Here is a 956-nt window from a genome sequence, read left to right on the forward strand (position 1 = left end):
CACTAGGTCATCACTAGGCCATACCGCCATAAACACAAAGCCCAACGATGGCACCAAAAATGCCAAGCGTTGGGAATCACTCTTAAATGCTTGTTTTGTACGTTCTCGAACTGGAGTTATGAAGGGTCACCCTCGTCGATTTTACCCTTTACCTCCAACCACATTTCTCTTAATGAAGCAGGATCTCTTTTAACACTAGCTGTGCCAAAGAAGTCCTCATGATCTATCATAAAACGCATATCAACAGATTCTGTAGCAGATTCAGTATGATATTGAATTTCATCTTCGTAGAACTTAACGACAACTAATGGATCATGCTCGCCCTCGACTAAGCGCGCGTGATACAGACCTATATAGTAAGGAGCGAGTACACCCTTACTGTTAAGTTCGGACGACTTAATCATTCCGTACTCTCGGTCTTGAATTGTTTGATATACTTCAACGTAACCTTGATCGGTCCACTGTTGCAGGATTGCGGCTATTTCGGGAACATACTTGGTTGAATCATAGCCGAAATAGTCGCTGATTTCTTGAAAGGAAGGGTTAACGAGAGCTCTTGTTATTGGTTTCTGTTCGATATTGCTCATTACTAGCCTTAAACATGGTAAGAAGATTAGCCATTGTTTCTTCTTTAGTTTTGCCAACCACTGAAACACCTCGATGTTTATCACCGATGTCACTTGCCATTTTGAGCAGGTCTAAGTTTGGGTTAGTCATAATAATTTACCTTTGTTCCTTTAACGGATGTATCAATATTACGATACGTAGTTAATATTACTAGATAGAACCTGAAGGATCAATTTTTCATTCGAAACATCTAGCTTTCAAGAACCTCTTAGTCTACGCAAGTTCATAACGCTTATTAGACGGATTTAATCCGTAATTGTATGTGACCAACCATAACGCTAATCATACTCACGCTCAATCGAAAGTCCGCATAGCTTAGTGTCTTAGGT

General features: G+C 40.2%; 2 protein-coding genes. Both read right to left on the reverse strand.

Annotated elements, in window-relative coordinates; translation table 11 throughout:
• Positions 1-116: 116 nt before the first annotated feature.
• A complete protein-coding gene (locus ACTRWI_RS22510; protein WP_499133916.1) occupies positions 117-587 on the reverse strand; it encodes a hypothetical protein in 471 nt (156 codons plus the stop codon).
• Entirely contained in the window at positions 544-717 is a 174-nt protein-coding gene (locus ACTRWI_RS22515; RefSeq protein ID WP_171369653.1) for a hypothetical protein, read from the reverse strand. Before ACTRWI_RS22515 ends, ACTRWI_RS22510 begins: the two co-directional genes overlap by 44 nt.
• Between the last annotated feature and the right edge of the window lie 239 nt (positions 718-956).

The organism is Pseudoalteromonas sp. G5_S1_14_S5, from assembly GCF_054968605.1.

Excerpts from the sequence above, each read along its gene's own strand:
- ACTRWI_RS22510 (WP_499133916.1), bottom strand. The coding sequence starts at position 587 with ATGAGCAATATCGAACAGAAACCAATAACAAGAGCTCTCGTTAACCCT.
- ACTRWI_RS22515 (WP_171369653.1), bottom strand. The coding sequence starts at position 717 with ATGACTAACCCAAACTTAGACCTGCTCAAAATGGCAAGTGACATCGGT.